This is a genomic window from Amycolatopsis sp. NPDC043887, assembly GCF_056435665.1.
In genome coordinates this window covers 320,338-341,881 of sequence record NZ_JBWKEB010000007.1, presented here as the reverse complement: position 1 = coordinate 341,881, position 21,544 = coordinate 320,338, and the positions used below count along the sequence as shown (strand labels likewise).

The 21,544-nt window shown below is 65.9% G+C and carries 26 protein-coding genes; 19 read left to right on the top strand and 7 right to left on the bottom strand.

Annotated elements, in window-relative coordinates; all coding sequences use genetic code 11:
- The first annotated feature begins 106 nt into the window (after positions 1-106).
- The 3 genes from AC069H_RS20950 to AC069H_RS20940 all read left to right on the top strand — a co-directional run bounded on the left by AC069H_RS20950 (position 107) and on the right by AC069H_RS20940 (position 2,092).
- Positions 107-835 (top strand): hypothetical protein, encoded by a 729-nt coding sequence (locus AC069H_RS20950; protein WP_478233509.1) that lies wholly within the window; start codon positions 107-109, stop codon positions 833-835.
- A complete protein-coding gene (locus AC069H_RS20945; protein WP_478233508.1) occupies positions 832-1,221 on the top strand; it encodes a MerR family transcriptional regulator in 390 nt (129 codons plus the stop codon). The genes AC069H_RS20950 and AC069H_RS20945 overlap by 4 nt, the downstream gene beginning before the upstream one ends.
- 151 nt (positions 1,222-1,372) lie before the next feature.
- Positions 1,373-2,092: a GP88 family protein gene (locus tag AC069H_RS20940; protein WP_478233507.1), complete on the top strand. Its 720-nt coding sequence runs from the start codon at positions 1,373-1,375 to the stop codon at positions 2,090-2,092.
- A 339-nt stretch (positions 2,093-2,431) separates the two neighbouring features.
- Here AC069H_RS20940 and AC069H_RS20935 read toward each other — a convergent pair whose 3' ends face one another.
- The 4 genes from AC069H_RS20935 to AC069H_RS20920 all read right to left on the bottom strand — a co-directional run bounded on the left by AC069H_RS20935 (position 2,432) and on the right by AC069H_RS20920 (position 5,180).
- Entirely contained in the window at positions 2,432-2,980 is a 549-nt protein-coding gene (locus AC069H_RS20935) for a hypothetical protein (RefSeq protein ID WP_478233506.1), read from the bottom strand.
- Between the two features lie 53 nt (positions 2,981-3,033).
- Positions 3,034-3,447, bottom strand: a complete 414-nt coding sequence (locus AC069H_RS20930; protein WP_478233505.1) for an Imm1 family immunity protein — start codon at positions 3,445-3,447, stop codon at positions 3,034-3,036.
- On the bottom strand, positions 3,435-4,199 hold the full coding sequence (locus tag AC069H_RS20925) for a DddA-like double-stranded DNA deaminase toxin (protein WP_478233504.1): 765 nt from the start codon (positions 4,197-4,199) through the stop codon (positions 3,435-3,437). Before AC069H_RS20925 ends, AC069H_RS20930 begins: the two co-directional genes overlap by 13 nt.
- A gap of 630 nt (positions 4,200-4,829) precedes the next feature.
- The gene (locus AC069H_RS20920) at positions 4,830-5,180 is read right to left on the bottom strand and encodes a hypothetical protein (protein ID WP_478233503.1); all 351 of its coding nucleotides are present in this window, start codon (positions 5,178-5,180) and stop codon (positions 4,830-4,832) included.
- A gap of 292 nt (positions 5,181-5,472) precedes the next feature.
- Here AC069H_RS20920 and AC069H_RS20915 point away from each other — a divergent pair, with 292 nt between their 5' ends.
- Positions 5,473-5,733 (top strand): hypothetical protein, encoded by a 261-nt coding sequence (locus tag AC069H_RS20915; RefSeq protein ID WP_478233502.1) that lies wholly within the window; start codon positions 5,473-5,475, stop codon positions 5,731-5,733.
- Between the two features lie 145 nt (positions 5,734-5,878).
- Complete coding sequence (locus tag AC069H_RS20910) at positions 5,879-7,252, top strand: pentapeptide repeat-containing protein (RefSeq protein WP_478233501.1); 1,374 nt, start codon at positions 5,879-5,881, stop codon at positions 7,250-7,252.
- Positions 7,253-7,297: 45 nt separating this feature from the next.
- Here the strand turns inward: AC069H_RS20910 and AC069H_RS20905 are convergent, their stop codons facing one another.
- Positions 7,298-7,615 (bottom strand): hypothetical protein, encoded by a 318-nt coding sequence (locus AC069H_RS20905; RefSeq protein WP_478233500.1) that lies wholly within the window; start codon positions 7,613-7,615, stop codon positions 7,298-7,300.
- A 197-nt stretch (positions 7,616-7,812) separates the two neighbouring features.
- Positions 7,813-8,298, bottom strand: a complete 486-nt coding sequence (locus AC069H_RS20900; protein WP_478233499.1) for a hypothetical protein — start codon at positions 8,296-8,298, stop codon at positions 7,813-7,815.
- 11 nt (positions 8,299-8,309) lie between these two features.
- On the opposite strand from AC069H_RS20900, the gene AC069H_RS20895 reads away from it, so the two are divergent.
- Positions 8,310-9,335, top strand: a complete 1,026-nt coding sequence (locus tag AC069H_RS20895; protein WP_478233498.1) for a hypothetical protein — start codon at positions 8,310-8,312, stop codon at positions 9,333-9,335.
- Between the two features lie 102 nt (positions 9,336-9,437).
- On the opposite strand, the gene AC069H_RS20890 is transcribed toward AC069H_RS20895, so the two are convergent.
- Entirely contained in the window at positions 9,438-9,878 is a 441-nt protein-coding gene (locus tag AC069H_RS20890; RefSeq protein ID WP_478233497.1) for a hypothetical protein, read from the bottom strand.
- 177 nt (positions 9,879-10,055) lie between these two features.
- Between AC069H_RS20890 and AC069H_RS20885 the strand changes: the two genes are divergently transcribed.
- The 13 genes from AC069H_RS20885 (at position 10,056) to AC069H_RS20825 (ending at position 21,501) form a co-directional block, all read left to right on the top strand.
- The gene (locus AC069H_RS20885; protein ID WP_478233496.1) at positions 10,056-10,889 is read left to right on the top strand and encodes a ParB N-terminal domain-containing protein; all 834 of its coding nucleotides are present in this window, start codon (positions 10,056-10,058) and stop codon (positions 10,887-10,889) included.
- Positions 10,886-11,779, top strand: a complete 894-nt coding sequence (locus AC069H_RS20880) for a hypothetical protein (protein WP_478233495.1) — start codon at positions 10,886-10,888, stop codon at positions 11,777-11,779. Before AC069H_RS20885 ends, AC069H_RS20880 begins: the two co-directional genes overlap by 4 nt.
- On the top strand, positions 11,776-12,123 hold the full coding sequence (locus tag AC069H_RS20875) for a hypothetical protein (protein ID WP_478233494.1): 348 nt from the start codon (positions 11,776-11,778) through the stop codon (positions 12,121-12,123). The genes AC069H_RS20880 and AC069H_RS20875 overlap by 4 nt, the downstream gene beginning before the upstream one ends.
- Positions 12,124-12,567, top strand: a complete 444-nt coding sequence (locus AC069H_RS20870) for a 6-pyruvoyl trahydropterin synthase family protein (RefSeq protein ID WP_478233493.1) — start codon at positions 12,124-12,126, stop codon at positions 12,565-12,567.
- Entirely contained in the window at positions 12,564-13,292 is a 729-nt protein-coding gene (locus AC069H_RS20865; protein WP_478233492.1) for a 7-carboxy-7-deazaguanine synthase QueE, read from the top strand. The genes AC069H_RS20870 and AC069H_RS20865 overlap by 4 nt, the downstream gene beginning before the upstream one ends.
- The gene (gene folE / locus AC069H_RS20860) at positions 13,289-13,855 is read left to right on the top strand and encodes a GTP cyclohydrolase I (protein WP_478233491.1); all 567 of its coding nucleotides are present in this window, start codon (positions 13,289-13,291) and stop codon (positions 13,853-13,855) included. Before AC069H_RS20865 ends, folE begins: the two co-directional genes overlap by 4 nt.
- Positions 13,856-13,859: 4 nt before the next feature.
- Positions 13,860-14,324, top strand: coding sequence for a phage terminase small subunit P27 family (locus AC069H_RS20855; RefSeq protein WP_478233490.1), 465 nt, complete (start codon positions 13,860-13,862; stop codon positions 14,322-14,324).
- A gap of 273 nt (positions 14,325-14,597) precedes the next feature.
- Complete coding sequence (locus tag AC069H_RS20850) at positions 14,598-15,212, top strand: hypothetical protein (RefSeq protein ID WP_478233489.1); 615 nt, start codon at positions 14,598-14,600, stop codon at positions 15,210-15,212.
- Positions 15,213-15,276: 64 nt separating this feature from the next.
- Positions 15,277-17,019, top strand: a complete 1,743-nt coding sequence (locus AC069H_RS20845; RefSeq protein WP_478233488.1) for a terminase large subunit — start codon at positions 15,277-15,279, stop codon at positions 17,017-17,019.
- Between the two features lie 653 nt (positions 17,020-17,672).
- Positions 17,673-17,957: a hypothetical protein gene (locus AC069H_RS20840; protein WP_478233487.1), complete on the top strand. Its 285-nt coding sequence runs from the start codon at positions 17,673-17,675 to the stop codon at positions 17,955-17,957.
- Complete coding sequence (locus tag AC069H_RS20835) at positions 17,957-19,216, top strand: phage portal protein (RefSeq protein ID WP_478233486.1); 1,260 nt, start codon at positions 17,957-17,959, stop codon at positions 19,214-19,216. The genes AC069H_RS20840 and AC069H_RS20835 overlap by 1 nt, the downstream gene beginning before the upstream one ends.
- The gene (locus AC069H_RS20830) at positions 19,216-20,007 is read left to right on the top strand and encodes an HK97 family phage prohead protease (RefSeq protein WP_478233485.1); all 792 of its coding nucleotides are present in this window, start codon (positions 19,216-19,218) and stop codon (positions 20,005-20,007) included. Before AC069H_RS20835 ends, AC069H_RS20830 begins: the two co-directional genes overlap by 1 nt.
- Positions 20,008-20,157: 150 nt before the next feature.
- The gene (locus AC069H_RS20825) at positions 20,158-21,501 is read left to right on the top strand and encodes a phage major capsid protein (protein WP_478233484.1); all 1,344 of its coding nucleotides are present in this window, start codon (positions 20,158-20,160) and stop codon (positions 21,499-21,501) included.
- Positions 21,502-21,544: the final 43 nt, after the last annotated feature.

The following is a 21,544-nucleotide window of genomic DNA, read 5'->3' as shown; positions in this document are numbered from 1 at the left end:
GCCGTTCGACCTCCTCTCCAGCTGACGTCGCCCCACCCGGACGTGCTGTTACGCCCTCGCCGACACCGTGACCGGCCACTCAGGCCGATGACCCAGGAGACTCACCATGCTCGACCTTCACCGCTGCTACCGCGGGGCACGATGCGCCCACCGCGAAGCCGATCCCGACCACCCGGCCATCAAACGCGGTGCGCCGATCAACCCGGCCGAAGGACTCTGCGACGCCTGCACCCGCCACCTCCACCAGGCCATCGTGGACATGCCCCAGGACTACCTCGACCTCGAAGCCGTCCTCGGCGGCACACGGGACGGGCTCCGGCAGCTCGTCAGCGGAACCCGCGACCTGCCCGTGCCCCTGTCGCTCACCGTCGCCGCCCTCCAGGCCGAGCTGGTGCACGAAGCGCAGTGCTGGGCCGAGTCCACCGCCGACGTCCTCGGCGTCTGGTGGGACACCCAGGCCGCCCGCGACAGCCGACCAGGCCCGGTACTCGAGCGAGCCGCCCAGCTCCTGGAGAACTCCGTCAGCGTCTTGCTCGCCTTGCGCGGCGTCGTCCACACCGGCTGGACCGACGACGAATGGACCACCCTTGACCGGGACGGCCTCGACAGCGCGGACATCCTCCTCGACCTCCACCACCGCGTCGAAGCCGTCACCGGCCACAAACGACTCATAAACCACCTCCCGGCCCCGTGCCCGCGCTGCGACCGTGTCGCGCTCCAGTGCCCCGACGGGTCCGCCACCGTCACCTGCGGCGTCTGCCGAAACACCTTCACCTGGGACGAATACCAACGGCAATGCACGCTGCTCGCCGCCCAGCACGAGGCCGTCGCGTGAACCGGCCCGACCCGTGGCCCTGGCCCGGAGACACCCCGCTCGACCGGGCACGCCGCATCGCCCGCACCTACCGCGAAGCGCTCATGATCGCCGCACCCGAGACGTGCACCGACGTCGACGCACGCTGCCGCGACCTCGGACAGACCTGGGTCGTGCCGAAACCACTCACGTTCGGCCCCGACGACCTTCTAAACGCTCACGAAGTCGCGGAGATGTGCGACGTCCAGCCCAGCACTATCCGGCAATGGCGTCGCCGAGGACTGGCCACACAGGACACGGCGGACGGTCCCCGCTATCGCGTCGCCGACGTGCTCGACTACCACGCCGGGCGACGACGCCGACGCGCCGACACGGCCGTAAACGGCGATATGACAAGGGATTCATGACCGCCCCCAGTGGCGCGACGGCGCGCGACTGTACTACTCTCCGCAGCAAGCACCACTCTGCCCGCAGCCACGAACACCACGGCTAGCAGTCTGGCCACGACACCCTCCCGCGCCGCGCCAGCGGCCAACGCCGAACGCGCGCGGGGGTGTCATGCCCCTGCTCCGACAGAACAACCGGCTCAAACAGCACGGCATCTGGAACTGGAGCCTGCCCGCCTGGGCCGGACGCTTCGAAGACGGACGCACCTACAACGCCTGCCCCAGCGCAGGAATCTGCGCCAAAACCTGCTACGCCCGCAACGGCACCTACCGCATCCCCGCCGTCCTCACCCGGCACGAAGCCAACCTCCGCGCTACGCTCGACGACCTCGACGGCTGGAAAGCCGACATGCTCGCCGAACTCGACCACCCCAAGTTCACCGGCGCCTGGATCCGGATCCACGACTCCGGAGACTTCCACAGCACGGCCTACCTCCTGGCCTGGCTCGACATCGCGCGATCCCGGCCCGACACTGGTTTCTACTGCTACACCAAGGAAGTCGCCCTCTTCCGGCAGCACGTCGAACCCGACCCGCCCGAGAACTTCCGCTGGGTCTACTCCTACGGTGGCACCCAGGACGCCGACCTCGACCCCGAGCGCGACAGGGTCGCCGACGTCTTCGCCGACGAACAAGCCATCCAGGACGCCGGATGGAACTCCCAAGCCGAATCCGACCTGCTCGCAGTCCTCGGCCCCGCGCCCGTCGGCATCCCCGCCAACCGCATCCCGCGCTACACTCGGCTCCAGAACGGGCGCCGGTGGAGCGACTGGCAAGCCGAAGCCGATGCCGAACGCGCGCACCGGCGACCACGGCCCGGACCAGGCACCTGACCGGCGACGAGATGCCGAGCCAGCCAGGCCGCGTCTGCCCGACCTGCCGACGCACCGTCCCCGCCGGACCGTGCATGACCTGCCGACGCGAACAACGCCGCGACACCGACCAGGCCCGAGGCACCGCCGCCCAACGCGGCTACGGCCGAGACTGGCAGAAAAACCGCGCCGCCTACCTTCGCGAACACCGGATCTGCGCCCTCTGCCGGCAACCGGCCACAGTGGCCGACCACCATCCCGAAACCCGACGCTCCCTCGTCGCCCGCGGAGTACCCGACCCCGACGCCTGGAACCGACTCCGGCCACTCTGCAAGCCGTGTCACGACCGGCACACCGGACTTACGAGTCCAGGTGGCTGGAACGTTCGTCTCCGCCCTGAACGTCAGACGAACGCTCGCGGTGAAACTTGAAGCGTTTCTCCGCGAGCCGGTTGATTTCTGGCGCCTGCTGTTTGACGCGACGAATCACACGGGCCGTTTCCAAGCTGCGGGTGAACCAGTTTTCGTGTTTATCTATCCGCAGATCAAAGCGGATCGCTGCGCGAGACATGGCTACCGCAGCTACATACACTCGAATCAGGTCTCGTCGTTCGTTATCGTCCAGCTCATCCCAGTCGGCCAATCTGTGGACAATCTTGCGGTACTCGCCAAATGCTCCGATCACAAGATTGCTCGCGAAAACTTGCATTGAATGCTCCAAGCTGCTCAGCTTGGCAACAAATTCTCCCAAGTCAGGGCCAAGCGACGCCGTGTCCATGTAAAAACTGGCGTTGCGATCCAAGAGCTCAAGATAATCCAGATAGAGTTTGTACCTCTGATCGAGCAGGCGTGCTAAATGTACGTTCTTGCGATTCTTTCTCTCTCGTAGAGCGGAGAACGCGGCAGTCACCAGGGCTCCTAGTACCGTTCCGCTCACGAGCAGAGGTAGCACCTGATCCCAGGTCACACGACCTCCTGCCAGTTCACCCCAGTAGGCCGCGTGCCACCCGATGCCACGTAGTCATGTACCGCCTTACGCACTGTCGACCACAAGATCTCCGCGGTGCTCTGCACCACGCGTTCGTGTGACTGGTAGTCGTAGGCCACCGGCTCAGGCGACGTCGCGCCCGACGTGCTGATGACGCTCGGCTCGCCCCGGCCCATGTAGCCGACGAACCCGACCTGATCCGTGCGCACACCGAACTGGAGGATCGACCTGTGATCCTCGCCCTCCCAGGCAAGCTCGGCAATCACGCCCACCGGCGCCTCCGTCGCCTCGACCAACATGCGGTCCAGCAGGGCATCCACCTGGGCCGCGTCAGCCAGATCGAACGGCTCCCGCTGGCCTGGGTCGTACCAGGCTTTCACCACTGCCACGTCTTGCCTCCCTCGTAAGTCTTCTTGAACCCGTCGGTCCCGTGAACCGTCAGCTTGCTGCCCTCCGGCAACACGATCCCCAGCAGGCCGTCACAGCTCGTCTTACCCGTGCACGGCACATTGTTGATCACCACGGACGCCTCCGTGATGCCGCTGTCTCTCATCTCGGCGGCGAGCTTCAGCTCAACATCCGCGGCCGCCGTCACCGGTCTCATGGTGCAGCCCGACTCCTTCAGGATCTCGTCCACCCGGTCCGTGCGGTCATCCAGCCCGCTAGTGATGGCCGTGGCGTCCTTGCCGGGCGCGAACCATTGTCCCTGGGTCTTTACCCCACGAACGCCGGGAGTTGGCCCCGGCGGCAACTCCCGCCGCAGCCGCTCGACCAGGGCATCGTCATCCTGTTCGTCCCCGTCCTGGTCGCTGGACGAAGAGGACGGAGCAGGAGGAGCGGACTGTCCAGAAGCTCCAGCCGAAGTGGATTCCGCCGGCACTCCCAAGTCGCGAAGGTAGCCTTTGAGCAGGTCGGAGGACTGGCCAATCAGGCCGGAGACTGTCGCTGACGAGGCGTTCACCTCGGCGGGCAAACCCGGAAGCCGGGTGAACTCCAGGTCAGACACACCGGCCGCGACCTCCGACCACTTCCCGCCAGCTTCTTCAAGGTCCTGACCAGCGATCTTGAGAGCCGCCGTGGCCGCCTTCATCTTGGCGAGCGCCGTTCGCACGCCCGCGGCGATCTCTTCAACCGGTGCCACGCCCCCTCCCTAGAGCGCCGTTCCACAGGAACGACTCGGCGGCCGTCGATCTTGGGTACTGCGCAGATCAGGAGAGGGTGGGGTTAACCGCCTACTGGCCGTGACCTGACCTGCTTCGCAAACGCAACAGCAAAGCGGCAGCCTGGTGCGTCTCAGGGGCGTCTTCTCCCAAGACTCGGGCCATGTCTCTGCGTAGACGCTCCACCGTGTCTAGCAACTCGTCAGTCGGATCCGCATCAGCTATCCAGGTCAGTAGTTCAAGCCGAGTGGTAAGCGTGTGCGGGTGCTCAGGTCCCAAGTCCGCGTCTGTGTCGATACGCAGGTACTCAGCCATCCGCCGCGCCATCGGCGTATTGACGGCATAAGACCCGTACGAGCGCGGGGCAGGGGCCCATCCCCTACCCACCCTGGGAAGGGTTGGTTCCTCCTCGGAAAGTCCCGTCACAAACATGGCGTTCGGCGGGGCCACAGGCGGTTGTCCATAGCGATAGCTATCGGTAGCCGTGTCAGATGGGGATGCTTCAGCGATCTGGCGGACCAGATCAGGAGTTCGCCGCCCCAGCCTCTCGTCAAGTACGACACGCAACTGGGCTGCCGCGATCTCCTCTTCAGTGAAGCTCTGTGGCTGGCTCACGCCGACAACCCTCCTTCCGTGCGTTCGTCGGACAGGTCGTCCAATAGCCTGTCCAGTACACGCCCCTGGAACACGTCTAGCAAGAGAAGCTCGTCTCGCTGAGCAAGATCTGACTGCGCCAGCTTCGCTAGGAGCTTCAGGCCTGCGACTCTCTTCACCGGCGAGTCGTCCAGAGCAAGTTCTGACGCCCAGGTGAACCGACGCCACCACTCTTCACGACGTGCGGCCAGTTCCCGTTGCGACGTAGCACGATCATTTGCCCGCGCGCCCATGCGAGCCCCAACGAACGCACCCGAGGCGGCGAGCACGCCGACCGCAGCGGTGACAAGGATCTGCAACCAGCTCACGCAGGGCACCTGCCGTTCAGATCACCGCTCATGCAACGAGCCGCCTTCCCCTGTCGCCAACAGCGCACCCTACCGAAGCAGCAACGGATTCGCCTGTCCGCGATCGACACACGCCATCACGGACGGGATAGGGGTCGTAATCACTAGGGGGTAGCGGCTCCCAGACCGCGCCGGTGGTGCCGCGCGTGGCGCCCCACCTTTCGCGAACTCGGTTGAAGCACGTGATCAGACCTGTCGGTCCCCCGTGGCACGATGCTGAGCGCTGGACTCGCTCGACCTGGAGATGATCACGATGACCGACACCGGCACTTCGCAGCCTGACCTCACGAAAGCCAAGATCTACGCCTACGTCGTTGCGGTGGAGGAACCAGAGTCCGATCGAGGCGAGCGGTGGTACGTCCTCAGGAGCGATGACGCGGGCAACAGCGAGGACGGCGACGCCGATCAGCGCGAGGTCTGGTACCGCAAATCGCCCGACGCGCCACTGCGCAAGGCGTTGATCAAGGCGAGCACGCTGGAGAATCAGCCGACCTGGGTTCTCGTCGAGGCATGAGCACGCCCAGTGCCGCCGCTTGGCCGTGTAGCAGTCAACCAGGATCGGCGGATTACGAGACGTGAAATCGAGGAGGACAGACCAACCGAAGTCCGCGCTGGCGCGGCGGTGGCGGGATCGCGGAGGTACGTGGTGGTGGGCGATCATGGTTATCGTCGTCCCGGTCGTACTGATCGCGTCTGCGGCCGTCACGACGCTGCTGATGTACGTCGACCCTGGCGCTGATGAGAAGAACCGGATCGAGCTGATCAAGGTCGGTCTGACCGTCGGTGCGGGTACTGGCGGCGTGGTAGCTCTGGTGCTCACTGGGCGCCGACAGTGGTCCACCGAACACGATGCCAGCGAACGACGCCTGACTGAGCTGTACGTCAAGGCCGTCGAGCAGCTCGGTTCCGACAAACCCGCGGTTCGTCACGGCGGACTGTATGCGCTCGAACGAGTCGCCCAGGACAATCCTGACCATCGCCAGGTCGTGGTCGACGTGATCTGCGCCTACCTGCGTGCTCCGTTTCAGCTGCCTGGTGAACTGCGGCCCCGAAATCGACCGGGGATTCACCGGCCGCTGGCGCCCAGCATTGGCACTTCCCGAAAGCGTGCCGACCGTGGAGACCAGGCCGAGTCACTGACGGCTGCCGAACTCGACGACGCGGCCCGGCAGGAGCGAGAAGTTCGGCTTACCGCTCAACGCATTCTCACTAAACACCTAAAGCCAGGCGGGAACCCGAGACATCCCGCGAAAACCTTCTGGAAAAAGATCTCTCTCGATCTCACCGGTGCTACACTGATCGACCTCGATTTCAGACACTGCCATATTTACGCAGCCAATTTCGTCAACGCGACTTTTGCCGGGATCACCCGGTTTGACCGGGCTACATTCGTCGACCAAGCCAATTTCAGCGCAGCGGCGTTCACCGATGAAGCCTGGTTCTACGGGACAACCTTCGACTTCGCCAGGTTTGAAAAGGCGAACTTCGCCCAACATGCCCGTTTTATTGAGTCGACCTTCGCTGAGTACGCCCTGTTCCAGGGGGCAATTTTCAACGGTGCGGCCCTATTTGAAGGCGCAACCTTCACTGGCGCCTGGTTTAACAGTGCAACATTCGCCGGCCCAACCTCGTTTGCCAGGACGACTTTCACTTTCGGCACTTGGTTCGACGGCACGACTTTTATTCACACTTCCTTCTTTACGGGGGCCTCCTTCGCGCACAGTATCTTTAACGAGACAATATTTACCGACGATGCTGTCTTTGACGAGGTAACATTTGCGGGCGACAGTTTCTTCAATGGCGCCACGTTCGGCGGCGATACGGTCTTTTCGGCCAAATTCGAAGGTGAGGCCACCTTCAATAAGGCAACGTTCGAGGGCAAGGCCATCTTCGGAAACTCCGATTTTAGGGGCCGCACCGATTTCAGGGGGACGACCTTTATCGACGACGCCGACCTTGGCCACGCGACGTTCTTCTACGTGACCGACTTCAGCAAGGCGATTTTCAAGCGCCAGTCAGGCTTAGACTCTTGACACCTCTCGACGAGGTCCGGCGCAGCTAGCCGTCATGCGGCGATCTCAGCGCCGCCGTCGGTCAAGCCTCTGCGGCTCCGGCGGCGGCGTGGACCGTCCACTCAGTTCCACCTCGACGTCGGCGAAGGTGGTCGTGGCGAACTCATCCATGCCGTCCGTGACGACCACGCGATAGCGACCGTCCGGCCAGGGGCGAGGCTCCCAGTTGGCTTGCATCCATGCGGCCACGTCGGTGTCGTCGGTCCACGGGTCCCATGCGTGCTGGATTAGTCGCCAGTCATCCTGTGCGAACAGGTAGACGTACCAGTATGCCGAGGTCCTCAGCTGACGGGGCGCGTCCTGTGCCCATCCCTGCGTGCTCATGCTCTACCCGCTCTCGGTGGTGCTCGTCTCGCCGAGGGGGAAGCAGGGCGCGAAGGCTTCAGTCGAACCTCCGTTCGGGAGGGTATGCGACGAAGCACCTGGGCGCCAGTGCGGGCTGGTCCTCGGCCTGATCAAGGACGCGCACACCAAAGCCCTCACGGCTGTGCCGTGAGGGCTTTGTGCTCGGTTACGTCCCGTTACAGGGTGAACCTCGCGAGGTAACCCGCGAGGATCTTGCCGAACTGGGTGCGTGCGGCTTCGCCGCTTTCGTAGACCTGGATCTCGCTGTTCTCGCCGGTCTCAGTGATCAGGAGCAGCCGTCCGAACCGGGAGACTTCCCACACCTCGCCGTCGATAGCACCTGTGCAGGAAGCTTCCGGGATCGCGTGCTCGGCTTCGATCAGGTACCTGCAAACTGCTTCGGCGTCTTGCTGGGCTTCTTCCAGCGTCGAGCACTCGCCGAACGCGACGTCGGCGTGCTCGCCGCTGGCCTCGCTGACTCGCCACGCGTAGGGACCTTCACCGGTGACCATCGCGTGGTACTCGCTGATCTGATCGGCGTAGTCGGTCGACATGACCCACACGTCGGCTCCGTTCCAGGCGGGCAAGTCGAGTTCCCAGATGGGGCCGTTCACGGCCTCAACGACCTTGCCGTAGGCGGCGTTTCCGTTGCTGCTGTTCATGTTCGGTTCCTTTGCTTTGGCTGTCCGGGCCGTTGTTGCTGATCTCAGGATCAGCTCTCCGGGCGAGCACGGACCAGTGGCCGCGGATTCCAATCAGGTTCCGAACACGTGATCTCGACGAGAGCACTTCCCTTCTGACGCAACGACTTCGAGGGGTGATCGTGTACGAGATTCGGGTACCGGCGAACTACGCGTTCGGCCAGTTGAGCAGTGCGGCGGCGATCTCTGACACGTCGTTGACGTCGACCGATTTCGCTGCTCTGCAATCGGGCCTGAGCACGACGACGTATCTGCCGCTCACGCTCCAGGATCCGGCGAACAAGGTCTTCGAGATCGTGTGGGCAACCGCGCACACGGGCGGCTCGAACGCGATGACCGTGGTACGTGGCCGCGAGGGGACGACGGCACGAGCGTGGCCAGCCTCGACCTTGTGGGCGTGTGCGCCGACCTTGCGGGACGCGGTCCTGCCGGTGCCGAACGCGGCATCACTCCCGCCCGACCCGCACGTCGGGTTGCGCGCCCTTCTTCAGGACACGCAACAGGTTCTCCAGTGGGGAACCCCTGGCGGGTGGGCGCTGGAGGCGAGCAAGGGAATCCTCGGCCTGATCAAGCGGAACGTACAGGACCAGAACACGTCCCAAGTGGACACGCTGATGGAGACCCTGACGATCCCGGGAATGCGCACAACCCGCTACTACAAAGCGGTGTGGGTGTTCAACACGAACGCGACCGGCCCGGTCAACCCGCCGAACGCAACCGCGAACATCAGATTGAGCGCCGTCGGCGCGACGGTCTCGATCAACGACCCCGCGATTCGGACGCAAGGCATCGTAAACCAGATCTACACCAGTCCCGGGATCGTCTTGGAGACGATCTTCACTGTGCCCTCTGACGGGACGTATCAGCTCGGGTGTACCGCCAACTCAGGCGCGGCGACGAGCGGAACCGTGCTGACGATCGTCGCGGCGGGTGCGGCGGGAGACGTCAACGCGGCGAACAGGCGAGCGTTCTGGGTCGAGGACATGGGGCTTCGATAAGCCGACCGAGGACGGTTTCGAGCAGGAAAACGAAATCCCCACGGGAAGCCCGTGGGGATTTCGTTGGGTGATGATCGGCCCTCGCAGGAGCCGCCAGGTCAACTAGCGGACGGTCTTGTCCTTGCCCTGGAGGAAGACGATGACCTGTCCGTCTTCCTGGGTCTGCTGGGTGACATTCACGCCGAGGTCGCGGCTACCGGCTGCCCGGCGAACTGCGGCCTTGACCGAGTCCACGAGCTTCTGGTCGTTGGCCATGGCGGGCAGTGCGAACGGGGTCTTGTCCTCGTAGCTCTTCTGGACCAGGTCGGCCAGCGGGTTGGGCTTGCGGTTCCCCTTGGTGGGCAACGGCATGGCCTCGGCCTTGGTGGCCCCCAGGGCCAGCTTGCTGTACAGGTCGCCGTTTCCACGGCTGGCGCTGTCGGTCGCCGGGGCGGTGGGTGCCGGTGCGGTGGTCGCCTTGGTGGCGGGTGTGGCGGGCTTGGGGGCCGCCTTGGGGGCGGTCTTGGTGGTGGTGGCCTTGGGGGTGTTGGTGTTGGTAGCCATGGTGTTTCTCCCTGGTGGTGTAGGTGGTGGGCCTGTGTGCCCCCCGCTGACTACAACATTCGACTGTTGCGCGCGAGCAAGACAAGCGACGTCACCGGGAAATCGTTGAGCCATTCGAGCGTTCACAGACAGGAGTCCGATGATCGCCATTCAGTGCCGGAGCAGAGGCGGCGACCGGTGAGCGAGCGATACGTGGAGTACGTAGCGGTCGATGACATAGCACCGGCGGCGCGCAACGCGAAGCAGCACGACACCGTGGGCATCGCGCGCAGCATCGGCCACTTTGGACTTGCCGAGCTGCCGCTCATCGACGAGCGCACCGGCCGTCTGGTCGCCGGGCACGGCCGGTACCTCCAGCTGCGAGAGTGGGCCGAGGAAGGCCGCGACGCACCCGAGGGCGTGCGGGTCGATGACGACGGGCGCTGGCTGATGCCGGTCATCCGGGGCTGGGCGTCGCGTTCCGACGACGACGCCGAGGCGTACCTGATCGCGTCGAACCAGCTGACGGTCAAGGGCGGCTGGGATGACCACCTGCTCGCGGAGATGCTGCACGATCTCGGCGAAGCGCAAATGCTGGACCTCACCGGCTACGAAGCCGACGACCTCGCCGCGCTGGAAGACGCCCTCACCGCCGATCCTGACGACGACGGGGACGGCGCGGGTGACGCACCGCTGGACAAGGGCAACGCGCTCCGGCTGGCCGGAGTGACCGTGGGCGAGCCCGACTACGACACCGAGACTGGACAGGTCTGGCACGTCGGCCGTCATGTCCTCGTCGTCGCCGACGTCCACAAGAGCTGGCCATTGTGGACGCCGCTGCTCGGCGAGGGCGACCTGTTCTGGCCGTACCCGACGATGCTGGCGCCGTTCACCGACAAGGCCGACGCGCATCGCGTGGTGATGGTGCAGCCGTTGCCGTACCTGGCCGGATGGCTGCTGACGAAGTGGAAGCGGATCTCCGGGGAGGAGCCGGTGCTGGTGTCCACTGTGGCTTCGGGGCGTGCGGCGTGATCCGTACTGCCGGCGGAACGTTCGACCGTAGCGACGCCCCGATCTACTTCGCCGCTGGGGATTCCTCGGCGTATCCGCGTCATCTGCTGCTCGCGGTCAACGACCTGTATCACCGTTCCCAGGAACAGCGCATGGTCCGGCTGCTGGACGAAGGACACGTGATCCTGCTCGACAGCGGTATCTTCAACCTCACCAACGAGCACAAGCGCGCCACCGGCTGCACGATGGACGAGGCGCTATCGCTGCCCCCGGACGAGATCCAGGGCTTCGACCGGCTCTTCGACCGGTACGTTGAACTGGCCACACGGTACGAAGACCGGCTCTGGGGCTACATCGAGCTGGACCAGGGCGGCCGGGACAACAAGATCCGCACCCGCGAACGGCTCCACGACCTCGGGTTGAACCCGATCCCGGTGTATCACCCGCTCAATGACGGGTGGGATTACTTCGATGACCTCGCCCGCGGTTATGACCGCCTGTGCTTCGGCAACATCGTCCAGGCCAACCATCCGACGCGTGTCCGGCTGCTGCACACGATGTGGGAACGCCGTCGCCAGTACCCGGACCTGTGGGTTCACGTGCTCGGGCTGTCCGCCTGTGAATGGTGCCTGCCGTGCCCGCCGGATTCCTGCGACTCCAGCTCGTGGCTGAACTCCCTGCGGTATCCGTCGGTGCGCACCGAGTCCGCCGCGCTCCGGCGCCTCGGCGAGATGGGCCACCGCTTCCTCTACGGCCCCGGTGGAAACCGGGACGAGGCGTGCCAGATGCACGCCGACGTCATGGACCACACCAACCAGGTCTGGCAGGCGCTCGACGTCTTGCACACCGAACTCGGAACCCCGGCGCACCCCGAGCGAGACCCCCGTGAAGGAGAGCTGATGCCGTCGTGACCGAGACCGTGACCGTGTGGACCACCGTGACCGCCCCCGGTTTCCACCGCTGGCCCGCCGCTACCGGGCTCCGGTCCTATCTGGCCGACCGGCACCGGCACCTGTTCCACATCACCGCGCACGTCGCCGTCGAGCACAACGACCGGTTCCTCGAGTTCCACGACCTGCAAGACATCATCCGCGCGTGGTGGGGACCCGGTGCCCGCGAGTGCGGCACCGCGAGTTGCGAAGACCTCGCCCAGGACCTGTGGAACGTCCTAGAGGACGGCTACCAGCTGAGCCCCGTCCGGATCGAGGTATCCGAGGACGGCGAGTCCGGTGCGGCCCTGACGGCGGTGGACTGAATGGACAGCAGCACCGCCACCGTGACCATTGAACACAACTTCGAGACCGCGCACCGGCTCCCGCACCTGCCCGGAAAATGCGTCTCGCTGCACGGACATTCATGGTGGGCCGAGATCACCGTCACCGCGCCCGCCCTGGACGAGGACGGGATGGTGATCGAGTTCGGCCCGTTCAAGAAGGCCGTGCGCGGCTGGATCGACCAGCACTTCGACCACGGCGTCCTCCTCGGACCGGACGACCCGCTCATCCAGCCACTCCGGACAGAGGGCTGCAAGGTCTACGTGATGCCCGGCTGGCCCACCGTCGAAGCCGTCGCCCGCCATCTCGCCGAGCAGGCCGAGGCCCTCCTCGCGGAGATCCCGCACGCCGCCGGAACCCGCGTGACCGCCGTCGACGTCCGCGAAACCCACGTGAACCGAGCCGGATGGAGGGCAGCGTCATGACGACCACCCAGGCACCGGCCACAGCGGACACGCTCGTGGTCTCCGAGGTGTTCGGCCCGACCGTTCAGGGAGAGGGGCCGACCACCGGACGCCGCGCGAGCTTCGTCCGACTCGGGGGCTGCAACCTGTCCTGCTCGTGGTGCGACACCGCCTACACCTGGGACAGCTCCCGCTACGACCTGCGCGCCGAGCTGCGGCGCCTGCCCGTCGACGCGATCGCCGCGCGGGCTCTCGCCGGCAGTCCCGGCCTGGTCGTCATCTCCGGCGGTGAGCCACTGATGCACCAGAACCAGCCCGGATGGACAGTCCTGCTCGACACGCTCACGAACGCCGGAGCCGATATCGAGGTCGAGACCAACGGCACGATCGCGCCCACCACCGAGACCCTGGCCTCCGACGCCCGGTTCAACTGCTCCCCGAAGCTCACGCACTCCGGCGATCCGCTGGCGAAGCGGATCCGCCCGGAAGTCCTCGCCGCCCTGATCGCGACGGGACGCGCGGTCTTCAAGTTCGTGTGCTCCGGTCCGGACGATGTGGACGAAGCCGCCGAGCTGGCCCACCGCTACGGCATCCCGCCCGCGACGGTGTGGATCTCGCCGGAAGGCACCGACGCCGAGCAGGTCCTCCACCACGGCAAGGCCGTGGCCGAACCCGCGATCGGGCACGGCTTCAACGTCGGCACCCGGCTGCACACCCTGCTGTGGGGGAAGGAAAGACGACGATGAGCACCGACGCCCTGATCTCCGGTATCCGCTCGTGGCTCAGCGACCGCGGGCTTGATCCCGATGACCCGAACCTGGCCGACACGCCCGCGCGGGTCGCCCGCGCCTGGAACGAACTCACCTCCGGCTACGGCCACGACCCGGCCGAGCTGCTGTCGCGGACGTTTCCCGTCGACCGCGCCGACGGCCTGATCGCCGTCACCGGCGTCTCGTTCACCTCGGTCTGCGCCCACCATCTGATGCCCTTCACCGGCACCGCGACGATCGCGTACCTGCCGGTCGCGGGCGCCCCGGTCGTCGGGCTCTCGAAACTCCCGCGCCTGCTCGACATGTTCGCCCACCGGCTCCAGGTCCAGGAACAGCTGACCTGGCAGATCACCGACGCCCTCGACGCGCACCTCAAGACCGAGGGCTCGGCGTGCCTGGTCCGCGCCGAACACGGATGCATGACCCAGCGCGGCATCCGCAAACAGGGCGCGTCGATGGTGACCACCAGCCTGACCGGCCGCTTCGCCACGGATGCCGAGCTGCGCGACCAGCTATGGGAGATGCACCGGGGAGGCTGATCACGTGGGCCGACGCGGAGTACCGCCCAAGCCGACCGCCCTGCGCATCATCGAAGGCGACAAGCACACCGAGCGGTACAACCACCACGAGCCCATCCCGCGCTCGGGACGTCCGGAGTGTCCGGACGATGTGGCCGACGCGGTCCGGGAGATCTGGGACTACACGGTGTCCGAGCTGGACGCGATGGGCATCGCCCACGCCTGCGACCGGGACACCCTGCTCGTCTACTGCGAAGCCGTGGTCGCGCACCGCCGCGCCTCGGCGCTCGTGGCCAAAAGCGGCGTCCTTCAGAAAGGACTCCACGGCGGCTTCGTGCGTAACCCCGCGCTGATCATCCAGCGGGACTCTGCGCACGTGATCAGGGCTTTCGCGCAAGAGTTCGGGCTCACCCCGTCCGCGCGGACCCGGATCGAGCAGAAGGACGGGGCCAGTGGCGACGCAGGCAACCCGTTCGCGGGCGCGAGCTAGCAACCGTCACCATGATGCTTGGACCAGCGTCATTAGGAGGGGCGCTCGGCCGATCGGGTGGTATCTGCCGAGTTAGCTCGCCTCCGGCACGTCGACTGTCGGTGGTGAGGTGTATCACCTGGGTGATCGCACACTCAGGGAGGGTAAGTCGTGCCACCACGCAACTACACAGTTGGCGACCGCGCCGCACTCATTTTGTTTGGGCAAGGCAGGTGCTATTGGGGGCCAGGCTGCACGGAGCCCCTGCTCAGGAAAGTCGAAGACCGATATCGAATGAACCTGCAAATTGCACACATTCGATCAGACGAGGCGGCGGCGGAACGCTACGTTCCTGGAATTTCAAAGACAAACGTTGACGCCTTCGAGAACCTGATCTTCCTTTGCAAGCCACACCACGACACGATCGATGAGCCCGGAGCTGGCAAACGATTCACAATCGAAGTCCTCGAAGGATGGAAAGAGGAACGCGAAGCAGGTCTATATGACGAACTTCAAGGCTTGCGGGACGTAAATGAAGATGATCTGGTCGAGCAGATAGCCGGAGCCATCGAAGAGCAAAATCGCGACATTCGCGCCACGCTGGCCCGACTGGAAAAGACTGACACAGAAGCCGCCGCTCTTATTCGTGAGTTAAACGATGAGATAAAGGCACTCCGCAGGTCAGGATCAGTCCTTGATCCCGACGCGGTCAATATGCTTGGCGCCGCCGCGCGCGACCTGACGCACCTGCCGGACAGTGTCTCGCAACTATTGTTCGCGGCGCGCGACCTGTCACATCTGCGGGACAATGCGGCACTGCTAAACAAGGCTGCTGACAAAGCATCCGGGCTACAAGACGTTGCCGCGATGCTAGACAGCGCGGTTCGACGCGCCGGAGGAATGATGTAGGCAACTCGCCACTGCCGCCCTCGCTCGGACACGCTCCCGTTCGCGTGAAGGAACGAGGGCGGCAGTGGCGACGCAGGCAACCCGTTCGCGGGCGCGGGCTAAGCGCGCACCGTCCCGCTCCACCCTGGACCGCCTCCGGATCTCCCCGGAGGTCGGCTGGTACCTGCACTCCCGCGGTATCCCGCTCCCGGACTGCCCGCCCGCGATCAAGACCCCCGAGGGCAGCATCCGGCGAGGTGCCCGGTTCGATCCGGCCCGTGTGGACCGGGTACTGGACGTCTTCTCCCGGCTGCGCCACACGCAAGGGAAGTGGGCCGGACAGCCGCTCCGGCCCGACCCGTGGCAGGTCGCCTACGTCCTGGCACCCGTGTTCGGCTGGGTCTACCGCGACGCCGATGGCGATTGGGTTCGCGTCGCCCGCCGCGTGTACGTCGACGTTCCCCGCAAGAACGGCAAGACCACGCTCTCCGGCGGGTTCGCCACCTATCTGACCTGTGCCGATCACGAGCAGGGCGCACAGGTCTACGCCGTCGCGTCCGGCCGGGACCAGGCCCGGTACTGCTTCGACCCGGTCCGCCAGCTCGCGCAGAAGTCCCCGGCGCTGTCCCCGTACGTGAAGGCGTTGCAGAGCCGGATCATTCACCAGCCCACCGGCTCCTACTTCGCCGTCGTGTCCAAGATGGCCGATCTGCTCCACGGCGCAAACGTGCACGGCGCGATCATCGACGAACTCCACGTCCACAAGACGGCGGACCTCGTGGAAGCCGTCGAAACCGGAACGGGCTCGCGGACACAGCCGCTCGTCTTCACCATCACCACCGCCGACGACGGCCGAACGACCACCATCTACGCCCGCCGCCGGCACTACGTCGAACAGATCGCGCGCGGAGCCCTCCGCGACCCGTCGATGTACGGGGTCGTGTGGGCGGCCGACGAGGACGACGACCCGTTCGCCGAGTCCACCTGGAAGAAGGCCAACCCTGGTTACGGCATCTCGCCGTCGAAGGCGTACCTGGAGAACGCCGCCAAAGAGGCCCGCAACTCACCGGTCGACCTCGCGAAGTTCCTGCGCCTGCACCTGGGAATCCGCACCCGCCAGCAGACCCGCTACCTCGACCTCGACGTCTGGGACCGCAACGCCTCCATCGTGGACGAACAGCGCCTCGCCGGGGCCAGCTGCTACGGCGGGCTCGACCTCGCCTCCACCAGCGACCTGTGCGCCCTCTGCTGGGCCTTCCCCGACGGCACCGGCGGCCACGACCTGATCTGGCGCCTCTGGTGCCCAGAACGAGCCCTGGAAGCCCTGGACCGCCGCACAGCGGGCCAAGCGTCCGAATGGGCTCGCCGGGGCCTGCTCACCGTGACCCCCGGCGACGTCGCCGACTACGACTACATCCGCGCCCAGATCAACGCCGACCGCGAAACATTCCTCGTCCGCGAGATCGCCTACGACCCATGGAACGCCTCCCAGCTGGTCACCGACCTGCTCGGCGACGGCGTACCCATGGCGAAGATGCGCCAGGGCTTCGCCACCATGTCCAGCCCCACCAAGGAATTCCAGCGCCTCGCCCTCGAAGGCACCGCCGAAGCACCCCGGCTCCGACACGGCGGGAACCCCGCCCTCCGCTGGCAGGTCGACAACCTCGCCGTCGAGATGGACGCCGCCGGGAACGTCAAGCCCAGCAAACGAAACTCAGGCGACAAGATCGACGGCGTCGTGGCCGCGATCATGGCCCTCGACCGCGCCGTCCACTACACCCCGCCCCGCCGCAGCGCCTACGACGACGGCGACCTCGAAGTCGTCTAGGTCAGCTAGCTGGACTTTCCGATCGCCCGGGGTTCACTGACGTCGTACGTCTCCGGCACGATCAGTGCACGAGGGTCCTTTTCGCTGGGTGGGACCACTTTCCGAATCAACGTGACCTTCTGCTCCCATCGCAAGATCCGTTGCTGGTCAGAGCATCGAAGGGTTGCGGTCAGCGACCGTATGTCACCGACGTCCTCCAGTGGCGACAGCCCATTCAGCTCAATGTGAAGCTCCGCCTCACCTGTCCAGGAGTTCGGGGTCTGACCTCCCATCGAAGGCAGTTCCCCTGCCCCGACGCGTCGACCGGTCGAATCGTGAACGACTACCGAGACGTCCTCGGCACGGAACCCAGCCATGTTTCTGATCTCTACCGTTTCGCTGGTAGTCGAGTCAGGGAGGTTGCTACGGGTGTTGTGGAGCGCGAGGTAAGGACGGGTTGCGTATGCCAGGGCCTCACGACTCTCTCTCGCCGCCTTACCACTCGTCAGCGCCGACCTCCACGCTGCGATCGCGGACGCGGCGCCCGCGCCGGCGCTGACCATCCCCGTCACAGCTGCGATTACCTGTACGTCGGCCACGCGTTCCCCTCCCGAATATCGGTGCGCTCACAAATCGCCCGCCGCGAAGACGTTACCTGGTCTGGAGGTCGCGACATGGATACTGCGCTGGCCTGCATTTGCGTGTCGGTGTTGAGCGCGTTGACGATCTTCTTCGTGGTCAGCCACTTGCGAGAAAGAAACTTGGCAGTCCGTCAGCGCGTTGTGGTGAACCTCGTCGATGACCAGGCCTTAACCGGCATTCTGTGGCAGCGCCATCGCCGTCTGGTCCTGCTGCGATCAGCCGAGCTCGTCCAGCCCGGCCGGGAGCCCGTCCGGATGGACGGTGACGTAGTGATCGAACGCGACCGGATCAACTGGGTCCAGATCGCGGGGTCCTGATGGCTTTCGTGGTTTCCCAAGGGATTCTCGAATCGGTCCACCAGTACCAGACGGCGACGATCCCCGTTGGCGGCGCTATCTCGCTAGCCGACGGCCTCGCGCAGGACTACGCCACGATCTGGAAGACACAGCCGCAGGTCCGGACGGTCGTGAGCTTCCTCGCGCGGAACATCGGCCAACTCGGGCTGCACCTATACCGGCGACAGTCCGAGGTCGACCGCACGCGCCTGACCGACCATCCGATCGCGACACTGCTGTCCCGCCCGAACTCGTTCACCACCCGGTACCGCCTGATCGAGGCCCTGGTGTCGGACCTCGCGATCTACGACAACGCGATCCTCGCGAAGGTGAACGGTGTCGGGCTGGTCCGGCTGGATCCGCGGTTCGTCACCCCGATCTCCAGCAGCCAATTCGCGGTCGAGACCTATCGGTACAGGGGAACCACCGGACACCGCGACATTCCCGCTTCCCAGGTCGTGCACTTCCGGGGCTACAACCCGGTCGATATCCGCTGGGGCTGCTCGCCGATGGAGACCCTGCGGCGGATCTTGTCCGAGGAGTTCGAGGCCGCCCGGTATCGCGAACAGCTCTGGCGCAACGGCGCCCGGCTCGCCGGTTACCTGAAAAGGCCAGTGGACGCACCGGACTGGGGCGACAACGCCCGCGAGCGGTTCCGCCGGTCGTGGCAGGAGCAGTACACCGGAAGCGGCGCGAAGGCGGGCGGCACGCCGATCCTTGAGGACGGCATGGAATGGGTGTCCGCGTCGGTCACGCCGGAAGCAGCGCAGTACATCGAAGCCCGCAAGCTTACGCGGGAAGAAGTGGCCAGCGCGTACCACATCCCGCTGCCGATGGTCGGAATTCTGGACCACGCGACCTACAGCAACATCCAGGAACAGCACCGGAATCTGTACCAGGACACGCTCGGGCCGTGGCTGACCATGATCACCGAAGAACTCGGCCTGCAACTTCTCCCGGATTTCCCGGACTACCAAGACCTTTACCTCGAATTCAATCTCGCCGAGAAGCTGCGCGGGAGTTTCGAGGAACAGGCAGCCCAGCTTCAGACCAGTGTGGGCGCCCCGTGGATGACCCGCAACGAGGCCCGCTCCCGCGTGAACCTCCCGCAGGTCGAGGGCGGCGACGAGCTGGTCACCCCGCTGAACGTGCTGACCGGCGGCCAAGCCTCGCCGACCGACAGCGCACCCGAGCCGAAAGCCGTGCTCGCCGCCGCGAGACTCCTGGAGGGCGCCGCGTGATGAGGAAGACGAAGACGTGCCCGGTCCGGATCAAGGCGGCCGGGGAACAGGACGGCACCGAGAACGGGGTGTTCGAGGCCATTGTGGCCGCGTACAACGTGGACAGTGTCGGAGACAAGATCGTGCCGGGCGCGTTCGCCGACACCCTCGCCGAGTGGAAAGCCTCCGGCGACCCGATCCCGGTCCTGTGGTCGCACATGTCCCACGACCCGGACTACCACATCGGGTACGTCGAGGACGCCGAGGAACGCGACGACGGGTTGTGGGTCCGCGCCCGCCTCGACCTCGACGAGCCGAAGGCGGCCAAGATCTACCGCCTGCTGAAAGGACGCCGTGTCCGGCAGTTCTCGTTCGCCTACGACGTGCTCGAAGGCGGCTGGATCGAGAAGACCAGCGACGAGGACGGCGACGAGAGTTTCTACGAGCTGCGCAAACTCAGGCTCTACGAAGTCGGCCCCACCCTGATCGGCGCCAACCAGACCACCGAGCTGCTGACCGTCAAGACCCCGCCCGAACCCGCCCAGCCCCACACCCCTCCGCCCGCCGAAGCGGACCTCGGGGCAACGGCCAAGACCGACCTCCGCGCGGCCCTGGCGAAGATCGCCGACGGGGCCGCCGCTATCGAAACGGTGCTGTCCAGCCTGGACAGTGACGACGAGGACGAGAAGGCCGCGACCTCGCCGGAGACCGCCCGGCCCGATCCGCCGGCGCCACCCGACGCGGCACCGTCCACGGAGGCCAGCTCGGTCCGCTTGCGGGCCTCGCTGGCTCTGCTGGACGCCGAGTCGTAGCCGCTCACCTCCCAACCCATCCGACATAGCCTGACGTTCCACGGCCACGCCCGACCCCGCCCGCGCTCCCGTCGTCTCGACGGTGTGCGCCAGCTCGGCACGGGAACCGCCTCTCTTCGTCTGCGCGTGCGCACGAACTGAGGATTTCCCTTGAGTGACAAGATTTCCCAGCTCACCGACGAGCTGAAGAAGCACCTGAACGACGCGAAATCTATCGCGGCGAAAGCCGAAGAGGAATCGCGCGACTTCACCGACGACGAGCGCACCGCGGTCACCACCGCGATGAGCAAGGCCCAGGACGCCAAGCGAGCGCTGGACGCCGCGAAGGCCGACAACGCGGTCCGCGACGCCATCCAGGATCTCGGCGACGCGGTCGGCCTGGCCGACGCCCAGGCCGAGGAGAAGACCCGTCGCGAGCAGGCCGCCCGCGACGGGTACAAGGGCACCCGGACCAGCATCGGCGAAACGTTCGTCACCTCCGAGCAGTACAAGGACATGCTGCGGTCCGCGCCGAACGGGATGTTCGCGAAGGACATGCGCGTGCAGAGCCGCCCGCTCGGGGTCAAGGAACTCGTCACCGGGCTGAGCCCCACCTCGGGCGGCGCGTTCCGCACCGAGGACTACCGGGGTGTCCTGGTCGGACCGGAGCAGTTCTTCCGGCCTCTGACGCTGCGGCAGCTCGTCACCGGCGGCACCACGACCTCTGACCAGGTCGAGTACGCCCGCATCACCGGCTGGGCCAACCGGGCCGCCCCGGTCCCGGAAGCCACCACCTCGGCCCCCGTAGGCTCGGGAGACCCGGCGGTCACACCCGCCCAGGCGGGCGTGAAGCCCGAGTCCGGGTTCGGCACGGTCCGGGTCACCACGCCCGTGCGGACCATCGCGCACTGGATGCCCGTGACCAAGCGGGCTCTGTCCGACGCCGCGCAGGTCCGGACCCTCATCGACAACTTCCTCGAGGTCGGGCTTGAGGAAGAGCTGGAAGACCAGATGATCGCCGGAACGGGCGTCGGCGAAGACTTCGAGGGACTGGCCAATGTGTCCGGTACCCAGACACAGCCCGCCGTCGCCGACCCGGCTGGGAAGCCGCCGGGGTTCGGCAAACTCCTCGCGGTCCGCCGCGCGAAGACGAAGGTCCGGATCGCGGGACGCTCCGTCGCCAACGGCGTCGTCATCCACCCGCTGGACCTCGAAGCCATGGACGAGATCTCCGACATGGACGGAAGGTTCTACTTCGGCGGTCCAGCAGGGACGAACAACACCTCGCCGCTGTGGGGCCTGCCGGTCATCGAGTCCGAAGCCGCCACACCGGGACAGGCATGGGTCGGCGACTTCCGCAAGGCCATCCTGTGGGACCGCCAGCAGGCATCGGTCACCGTCACCGACAGCCACGCGGACTTCTTCGTCCGCAACCTCGCGGCCGTCCTCGCGGAGATGCGCGCAGCCTTCGGCATCGTCCAGCCGTCCGCGTTCTGCAAGGTCACCCTCGTCTGATGCTCGGCGACGTCGGTTGTCCCGTCTGCGGAAGCCGCGACTT